This window comes from Scopulibacillus darangshiensis, assembly GCF_004341035.1.
GTDB classification, from domain to species: domain Bacteria; phylum Bacillota; class Bacilli; order Bacillales; family Sporolactobacillaceae; genus Scopulibacillus; species Scopulibacillus darangshiensis.
On the sequence record NZ_SLXK01000002.1, the window covers coordinates 288,032 to 297,757 of the forward strand.

The 9,726-nt window shown below is 42.3% G+C and carries 7 protein-coding genes; 3 read left to right on the forward strand and 4 right to left on the reverse strand.

Annotated elements, in window-relative coordinates:
* Positions 1-17: 17 nt before the first annotated feature.
* From buk to EV207_RS03200, 4 genes are all read right to left on the reverse strand, one after another.
* Positions 18-1,121, reverse strand: a complete 1,104-nt coding sequence (gene buk, locus EV207_RS03185) for a butyrate kinase (RefSeq protein ID WP_132743547.1) — start codon at positions 1,119-1,121, stop codon at positions 18-20.
* Positions 1,122-1,165: 44 nt separating this feature from the next.
* Positions 1,166-2,260 (reverse strand): Leu/Phe/Val dehydrogenase, encoded by a 1,095-nt coding sequence (locus EV207_RS03190; protein ID WP_132743548.1) that lies wholly within the window; start codon positions 2,258-2,260, stop codon positions 1,166-1,168.
* 27 nt (positions 2,261-2,287) lie between these two features.
* Positions 2,288-3,193, reverse strand: a complete 906-nt coding sequence (gene yqiS / locus EV207_RS03195) for a phosphate butyryltransferase (RefSeq protein WP_132743550.1) — start codon at positions 3,191-3,193, stop codon at positions 2,288-2,290.
* A gap of 134 nt (positions 3,194-3,327) precedes the next feature.
* On the reverse strand, positions 3,328-5,400 hold the full coding sequence (locus tag EV207_RS03200; RefSeq protein ID WP_132743551.1) for a sigma-54 interaction domain-containing protein: 2,073 nt from the start codon (positions 5,398-5,400) through the stop codon (positions 3,328-3,330).
* 125 nt (positions 5,401-5,525) lie between these two features.
* Between EV207_RS03200 and EV207_RS03205 the strand changes: the two genes are divergently transcribed.
* The 3 genes from EV207_RS03205 to EV207_RS03215 all read left to right on the forward strand — a co-directional run bounded on the left by EV207_RS03205 (position 5,526) and on the right by EV207_RS03215 (position 9,247).
* Positions 5,526-5,765, forward strand: a complete 240-nt coding sequence (locus tag EV207_RS03205; protein WP_132743553.1) for a DUF2627 domain-containing protein — start codon at positions 5,526-5,528, stop codon at positions 5,763-5,765.
* A 95-nt stretch (positions 5,766-5,860) separates the two neighbouring features.
* The gene (locus EV207_RS03210) at positions 5,861-7,003 is read left to right on the forward strand and encodes a mechanosensitive ion channel family protein (RefSeq protein ID WP_132743555.1); all 1,143 of its coding nucleotides are present in this window, start codon (positions 5,861-5,863) and stop codon (positions 7,001-7,003) included.
* A 309-nt stretch (positions 7,004-7,312) separates the two neighbouring features.
* The gene (locus EV207_RS03215; RefSeq protein ID WP_132743557.1) at positions 7,313-9,247 is read left to right on the forward strand and encodes a phospholipase D-like domain-containing protein; all 1,935 of its coding nucleotides are present in this window, start codon (positions 7,313-7,315) and stop codon (positions 9,245-9,247) included.
* Positions 9,248-9,726 lie beyond the last annotated feature (479 nt).

Genomic DNA, 9,726 nt, shown 5'->3' on the forward strand with positions numbered 1-9,726 from the left:
CTCCCTTCATTCTGTCACTATTTCTGTTCAGTTGCTGATTGGTTAGGATAAAGCTTCGGCTTCTCCTCACCGTTAAGAACCCGAAGCGTCCCTTCAACAAGGGCTTGTAATTCATCTTCCCCAGGCACGATGATGACGTCTGCAATCCAGTCTACACGTTCTGTAATCGCTTTGACGAAGTCTTTGCCGTATGCTAAACCTCCTGTCAAAACAATCGCATCAACCCGGCCGCTGAAAATGGTGCTTGCCGAACCGATTTCTTTAGCAATTTGATAAGCCATCGCATCATATACCAGTGTTGCATAAGCATCGCCGGCTTCGATCATTTCTTCCACTTTAACAGCATCATTCGTGCCAAGGTACCCGACTAGTCCGCCTTGACCGACAACCTTTTTCATCATTTCATCAACATAATACTGGCCTGAAAAACACATGGAGATAAGATCCCCAACAGGCACTGTTCCGGCCCTTTCAGGAGAAAAAGGCCCTTCACCGTGAAGACCGTTGTTGACATCGATGACCTTGCCTTTATAATGCGCCCCAACAGTCACACCACCGCCCATATGAGTGATGATGAGGTTAAGGTCTTCATAGCTTTTTCCTACTTTCTTTGCGACCCGCCGAGCGACCGCCTTTTGGTTTAAGGCATGAAAAATACTTTTCCTCTCGATGTCTGCAAACCCTGAAATTCTGGCAATATCGGTCATTTCATCAACAACAACGGGGTCTACGATAAAGGAAGGAATATTTAACTGGTCACCTATTTCATGAGCGAGTATGCCGCCCAAGTTAGAGGCATGTTCACCAGAATAACCTTTTTTCAGATCGTAAAGCATGCTTTCATTTACAGGGTAAGTCCCGCCTTCTATCGGCCTCAATAGACCGCCCCGTCCAACCACGGCACCAAGATGAGAGAGGTTCATCCCCTCTTCATCCAGCGCCTCCAATATTGATGTCTTTCTCATCTGGTACTGTTCAATGATTGATTTGTATCCCTCTAAATCATTTGAATCATAGCGGATCGTCTTTTCAAAAATCGGATTTTCATCGCTGTAAACAGCAATTTTGGTTGAGGTTGATCCCGGGTTAATTGCCAAGATGCGAATGTCGTTATGCTGCATGGTAACCCCTCCATATATTACAACTACAAATTATGGCCATTTGCCTAGCGGCGGCTGATGATGCTTTGGCCGTTTTGCAAGAATGTGCTGCGCGCATTTTTAAGTTTAGCAATACGTTGTTCAACAAGATGATCAGCGGCTTTGTAGGTTGGGATATTTTGTTCTTTGGAAATGTCATAAATCTTCATAAGGTTGTCATAAAGTCCTTCAACCTTCTTCATGGCCCGTTCACGATTATAGCCAAGCAATTCGTCAGCGACATTAATGACACCGCCAGCATTGATAACATAATCCGGGGCATATACAATACCTTTTTCAAAGACAATATCACCATGATTATCTTCGCGCAACTGGTTATTCGCTGAACCTGCAATGACTTTTGCCTTAAGCTGAGGCAATGTGTCATCATTAATAATCGCGCCGAGTGCACAAGGTGCAAAGATGTCGCAATCCACGCTATAGATGTCGTCAGGATCGACAGCTTTTGCTCCAAATGCTTCAACAGCTCTTTGAACAGCTTCTTTATTAATATCGGTAACAATAAGGTTAGCACCTTCTTCGTGAAGGAATTCGCACATGCTATAGGCAACATTGCCGACACCTTGAACAGCGATCGTTTTGCCTTCGAGTGAATCACTGCCGAAAGCCACTTTTGCTGAAGCCTTCATGCCTTTATACACACCATAAGCTGTAATCGGGGACGGATTGCCTGATGAACCGAACGCAGGGGAGATCCCAGTGACATAATCGGTTTCTTCATGAATTAGATCCATATCTTCCACAGTCGTACCAACGTCTTCAGCCGTGATGTAACGGCCATTTAAGCCTTGGATGTAGCGGCCAAAAGCGCGGAATAGTTCTTCACTCTTATCTCTTCGCGGATCACCCATTATGACAGTTTTGCCGCCGCCAAGATTCAAGCCTGCTGCAGCATTTTTGTATGTCATGCCTCGTGCCAGACGAAGCGCATCTTCCATTGCAGCTTCTTCTGATTTGTAAGTCCACATTCTTGTACCGCCTAATGCAGGGCCTAAGGTTGTATCATGTATACAAATAAAAGCTTTTAGTCCTGATTCTTTGTCCTGACATACCACAAGTTGTTCGTAATCGTATTTTTCCATGTAAGTTAGAATTTCCATGAGTAAATCCTCCTTGAGTAGTTTAGATTAGTGTCTTACCGAAGCTTTTACAGCCAATAAAATGGATTGCAATTTATTTTCAGGCGTATCTGAGCGCGATGTTAGCACAATCGGCGCTTGTGCACCTGTGACAATAGCTCCAACCTTTGCTTTTGCAAAGTAAATCAATGATTTATATAGTGTGTTGCCCACTTCAATTGTCGGAACAACTAGAATATCGGCCTGACCTGCAACATCACTTGTAATGCCCTTGTGCCTGGCCGCTTCCTCAGATATCGCATTATCCAAAGCTAAGGGGCCGTCAACAAGGCAATTCGTGATTTGCCCTCTTTCATTCATTTTTGATAGAAGAGCTGCGTCGTTTGTCGCAGGCATTTTAGAATTAACGGTCTCAACAGCGGCAAGCACTGCCACTTTCGGCTTATCCGTTCCAACTGCAATGGCAACATCAACAGCGTTATTTATAATATCAACTTTTTGCATGAGATCCGGCGCGATGTTCATCGCCGGGTCGGTGACATAAATGAGCCTGTCATACCCCGGAATGTCAAAAACAGCGATATGTGATAATGTTTTGCCTCCGCGAATGCCATATTCCGGATTAAAAACGGCTTTCAGCAAAACAGCTGTCGGCAGCAGCCCTTTCATCAGGACATCGGCTTTGCCGTCTGATATAGCACGGACGGCCTGCTCTGCTGCTTCTTGATCCGTAGAAGTATGAATAATATCAATTTTTTCAAAGCCGCTAAATCCAATGTCATTTTTAAGCTTTTCTTCTATCCCTTTCTTGTCTCCGAAAAGAATGAATTGTGCCAGTCTGTCATTGACTGCCGCAGCGATTGCCTGCAGAACAGCATGATCGTCCGCTTGAGCAACGGCAATTACTTTGTCATCACTGTTCTTAATCTGAGTTCTTAGTTGTTCAAGCTTCATTGGTGCATCCCCCTTCTTTTACCACCCAAAACAATCATATGCAAGTTCTATGCCAACTTCTGCTTTTGTGAAAACGCTTTTATATCATAAGAAACCACAAAACTAGAAGTGTGAAAAAAATTGCACTCTGCAACTTATTGCAGGAAGGATTTTTCAAGCTCATGCTTTTCCATCTTATAATAAAGGTTCCTAACAGAGACTCCCAAAGCTCGGGCTGTTTTCGTTTTGTTCATATCATGATCCGCCAAAGCGCGTTGAATAATATCTTTTTCATACCGATCCATGATGTCACTTAGGGAACCATCCATCGTCACTCTGCTTTGCGCAGGATTAGGTTTTGTTTTCCCAGTTTGTTTATTATTAAGGTTGGGGATATGTTTTGCCTGCATTCTAAACTCGTGAATATCCATATGGATAATTGCCCTGCCAAGGACATTCTCAAGTTCCCTGACATTTCCCGGCCAATCATATTTCATTAACAGTTCAATGGCCTCAGGTGTTATCTCTTCAATATTCCTCCCGTAGTCTTGATTAATTTTGTTAATTAAATGCATACAAAGATCAGCAATATCTTCTTTCCTTTGTCTGAGCGGCGGAATAAAGATCGGCATTCTATTTAACCTATAGTAAAGATCCTCACGAAAAGATTCTTCTGCAATTCCTTTTTCAAGGTTAACATTCGTTGCAGTAATGACCCTGACATTCACGGAAATAGGATTGGTTCCGCCTACCCTTAAGATTTCTTTTTCCTGAAGAACTCTTAGCAGCTTGGCTTGCATGTGTATTGACAGCTCGCCGATTTCATCCAAAAAGATGCTGCCGCCTTCCGCCTCTTCAAAGTATCCCCTTTTCCCGCCGCGCTTAGCACCGGAAAAAGCCCCTTCTTCATAACCGAACATTTCACTTTCCAGCAGCGATTCGGATATTGCTGCACAGTTCACTCGAATAAACTTGTTATATTTACGGTCACTTGCATTATGTATAGCATGAGCGAACAATTCTTTCCCTGTTCCCGACTCCCCGCGCAATAGAATGGTAATCGGCGTTGAAGCCGCGAGTTTCGCCTGTTCAATAACGAGCTTGGCCTCTTCAGATTTCCCGATAATGTCCTCAAAGGAATATTTTGCTTCGAGTGTTCTGATAATTTGCCTTGCCCTGTCCAGCTCATTGGTTAGTGAAGTGATCTCCGACATGTCTTGAATGACGCCGACGCTTCCCTTTAATTTCCCATTAACAATCACAGGTGCAACGTTGACTATAACATCTCTTTTGGCTTGGCCAACCTTCATTCTGACACCGCGCACCGGCTTTCTGGTCTTCAGGACTTGCATATGCATGCTGTCGCCCTCGGAAATATCAGCGGTTGCCGGTTTTCCGATGACATCACTCTCGGTCAGACCAGTTAACTTTGTGTAAGCAGGATTGATCATTAGTCCTCGGCCGTTCTCATCAACGACAGATATTGCTTCCTCAGATGATTGTATGATGGCGCTAAGCATTGTTTGAATGCTTTTTAGATTAGTGACTTCTTCAGCTAAATTCTCAATGTCGGTAATATCCTTGAATACAGCGAATGCCCCATGCGGGTTGCCGTTAGGATCAAGCATTGGCAGTCTGGTGGTAATAATTTTATTGCCATTTTCCAGTTGCTGCTCTTGATTGATTTCAGGCTGCCTCAATTTTAAGACCCGCGGCAATTTGGTTGATGGCATCACATTGCCGACTTTCTTCCCTAATACATCATTGCTATTCAAACCTGACATTTTCTCAGCACTTGGATTGAAAACAGTAATTTCTTCCCTGCAATTAATAGCAATCATTGCATCATGGGTCAGATCTAATATCAGTTTTTGCTGATAGGTCTGATCCTTCAGCCTTTCAATAAGGCCTTCTATTTCAATATTCAACTCAGAAATAAGGTTGACAACACCATAGGGAATCATGATCGTATGTGCAGGTTTTTTCATGCGAATGTCCTCAAAAATCTTTGTATCGTTTTGCACAACGATAATAATATCAACCTCTTTGTCCAAAAACGCCTGCCAATCAGGACCATATGTAAGATGATTTTCTTTGGCAAAATCAATGCCAGGAGCTGTCTGATCGGTATCTACAATGGCTTTAATCACAAACTTTTCCGCTTTTAAAAAGGTCCGCAAAACATCCAAACTTTGTTTGCCGCCGCCTATAATGAGCACCGTCTTCATTTTAGCTTCCCAACCTCTGCAAAGTTTTTCATATCTATTTTAACTTAAAGTTGCACAGGTTACAAATGGACAGGGGAATTTTCTTCCGTTACAATAGATTCAAAATGACTGAAGGATGGTCGACTATGTCAAGACTCATCGCACTGATTGTTATCGTCATTCCGGGTGCCATTGCTGCCATCGGAGTTAAGTTGATGCGTGACACGTTATTCGATTATCTTAATGCCCCGTTCCCATGGCTTTGGCTGCAATTCATATCAGGTCTTGCGGCGTTTCTTATTGGCATCGCTTTTATAGGCGGCTGGATTTTTTACAGAGACCGGAAAAGAAATTATGTCGCTGATAAGTATAGAAAAAGCCGCTGATGGGTCAGCGGTTTTTCCTATGGTAAATGCAAAAATTGGCCACGATAACATATACTATAATCTATGTGATTTCCTTTTATATGGAGTGAATTTAAATGGAAGAATGGTTTCATTGGTTAACCGATGTCAGTTTATATGATGTCGGGATGGCTTTTTTAATTTTTCTCATATTTTTTATTGTCGCCCATTTGTTTACTAGATTCTTTTTGAAGCTTATTATTAAAATCACATCAAAGACTAAAAGCCGGATTGACAATGTGATAATCAGTTCGTTTCAAAAACCAGTCGAATTATTTTTAACGAGTACGGGATTATATCTTGCGTTGACATCCTTTCCACTTCCTGTAAGCTGGACTGAATTCATCACGCATGTTTACAAATCGTGTATCGTTATCTTTATCGGCTGGGGCCTTTTCCTTTTTTCCAATGCGACGGGGCTCTTTTTCAACCACGTCAGCAGCCGGCTGAACATCCGATTTGATCAAATTGTTCTTCCCTTTCTTTCAAAGATTATTAAATTAATTGTCGTTTTGATCACAATTGCCATTGTGTTTGCTGTATGGGGATACGATATTAATGGTTTGGTCGCTGGACTTGGCATTGGCGGTTTGGCCATAGCATTAGCGGCAAAAGAAACATTGAGTAATTTTTTTGGCGGGCTTGTTATAATAACTGAAACGCCTTTTACCATCGATGACTGGATTCGGACGCCAAGCGTTGAGGGCACTGTCGAAGATATTAATTTTCGGTCAACAAAAATACGGACATTTGACCAAGCTATTGTGACTGTGCCGAATTCAACGCTTGCAAACGAACCAATTACAAACTGGTCTAAAATGGGGAAACGGCGAATTTTATTTAATCTGGGCCTAAGCATTCATACACCAAAAGATAAAATTGAAGCCGCTAGGAAAGCAATTTATAATATGTTAGTCGGCCGTGATGATATTGACGATGAAACGATTTTAGTCCATTTTTACCAATTTTCGCCATCAACATTAGATCTGCAGCTGTATTTCTTTACAAAAACGACTGACTACGTCGTTTGGCTTGGTATTAAGGAAGAGATCAATACGGGCATACTTGCTATACTTGAAGAACATGATGTTAAGCTTGGCGTCCCAGTACAAGAACAAGTTTACTATGGACCGAACCCGGAGGAAGCGCAATTTATAGAAAAAACAGCTGAGAATCAGGAGAAAAATGAACATAACAATGAACGGGCAAGGTCTGAATAGAGACTTGAGCCCGTATCATTGTTTTTTATTTTAAAGCAAATATTAAGAAAAAAACACGAAAAGGAAGTGACAAATATGAGTGATTTGCAAGGAAAAGTGATCATTATAACCGGGGCAAGCGGAAGAGCGCCTTACGCGAGGCGCTTTTTTCTAATTCCGGTTATGTCTTTTAACTTGGGAGATTTATACTAAATGATCTGATCAAGTCAATTTTATAGACTATCGAATCATTTTCTTACATAATCAGCAAAAACCGCTAATCATTCTGCGATAATAAACTCATCAACTATCATAAGGAGGTAAATCGTTTTGAAGCATTTATCTATTATTATGATATGGACGAGTTTCTTAGCGAGTTTTGTCATGGCCCCGCCTTCAAACTCCATAAAAGCTGAGGCAGCCGCCCCCGCTGTCGTCATCAATGAAATCGCTTGGATGGGGACAACTCAAAGCTATAGTGATGAATGGCTGGAGCTATATAATCAGACAAATGCCGATATTAACCTAAGCGGGTGGACGCTTGAAAGCCGGGATGGGAGCTTCAGGGTTCCCCTATCTGGCCAGATCCATTCGAAGGACACCTTTCTGCTGGAAAGAACCGATGACAATGCCGTTCCCGGTCTTAGAGCAGACGAAATCTATTCAGATACCCTTGTGAATAATGGTTTGGATCTCATCTTAAAAAATAATCAGGGTACAATCATCGATGAGGCTGGCAAGTGGTATGCTGGAGACAATTCGTCCAAAGCGGCGATGGTGCGGGTTTCACCCAAGGTCAAGGGTACCGATCAGGCGAATTGGAGAACGGCTAAAGTCCGATATGACACCGGCTTCGGCACCCCAGACGCCGTCCCGCCAACAGATAGTGCCAACCTTCAATATATCAACAATGCTCAAGGCAGCATCAACGCATATTTTAATAAACCATCTGACAGCTCCCATCAGACTAACGGCGGGGGAGCTAACGCCAAAATAAATTTAGAAACACGACTGATTGATAGAATCCATCAGGCCCGCTCGTCCATTGATATCGCTATCTATGAAATAAATCTCCCAAATACAGTGGAGGCGATCATAGATAAAGCCGCTCAGGGTATTGACGTCAGAATGATCGTTGATGCCAAAGATCCGGCGGATAGCGACTATGCTGAACGCTATCAGTTAATGAGAAGCGATTTGGAAAGACTATCCCGAGGGAAAGATGGACAGGTTGGTACAAATGATGATGTTCATCTCTATGCCGATTCTCCTATATTTGCTGTGAAAGACCCAATCTATCGAACCAAACATGGTTTAGAAGCTGATGGTTACCGTGACTTCCCAAATAAAACATTGGAAATCGGCAACCACGAAGAATCAGGGTATGTCATTGCCTCTGGTGAAGAGAAAGCTAGTGGGGGATATTACTCACCCGCAAACCAAATGCATAACAAATTTGTTGTAATAGATGGTGAGAGGGTATGGACCGGCAGCTGGAATTATACAACAACGGGACTGTATGGTTCCGATGCCAATCGGGATTCTGGCATATTGGAAGGCAATACTCAAAACGCCTTAGACATTCATTCATCTGATCTGGCTTCCATCTATATGAAGGAATTTAATGAAATGTGGGGTTCTGACAACAAGGTGCCCGCCCCCTTAAAATCAAATTTCGGCAATAGAAAATCGGATAATACCCTTCATACTGTGAATGTCGGCGGCAGCACCGTGAATGTGTACTTCACCGGCGGAGATGATGCCATCGGCCATGTAGTAAACTATATTAATCATGATGCTGACTATAAGGCTTATTTTTCTATCTTTTCTTGGTCGGACCAACCCTTGGTTAACGCTCTAAAAGTGAAATGGGAAGGTTCAGACCAAGACCTCACTGGCACTCTAACGGGATTTGATGTAAAAGGTGTCTTTGATAGCTCATTTTGGACCCAGTGGTGGTCAGCTTCAGTTGATATGACTGGTCGGACAGCAAAGAAAACAAGCACTGGCAATCCAAATATACGTTGGAACAATCCTGCACCGGTTTATGAAGATCATGAAGACCGAAAGCTCCATGATAAATATATGATTATTGACCCAGGCACAACAAGTGATCCCGCCGTTATCACCGGATCAACGAATTGGAGCACGAATGGCAATGTATATAATGACGAGAATTTACTGATTATTCATAATGGTAACGTCGCAAACCAGTACACACAGGATTTCTTCGAAAGATACGCTATCGCTCAAGGCGGAAAATAAACAAAGAAATCCCCCTTCATCACTTAATGGCGGCACTGAAAATAACCGAATCAATTTCATAGAAAAACAGAGAAGCAGAATGTCGATTTTATCGGACTGTCATTAACTGTCATTCCGCTATTTGCGGCAAATTGCACTATTTGGTGAGCGAATAGGACTGTGGTTCCGTTAATCGGGGATTTAAGAGGGTATTTGAGTGGATTTTGTGCAAATAACGGAATCTGAGTCTATAATGAATAAATGAAGCTTTTATTGCAATTTACTCTGCTTATCTTTTACTAGGATACCGCGTGTCATCTCATATAAAAATGTTTCTATGATGATTATACAACATATGTTGTATTGATTAGCCCATTTTAATGAAAGAATCCAAGTAAAAAATAGTAAGAAAAACCGGGCAAAAAGCGCCCGGTCCTTTTTTGGCTAGAGAATATCCGATAGTTTATATTCCTGACCATGTACCCCTTTATAATACTCAG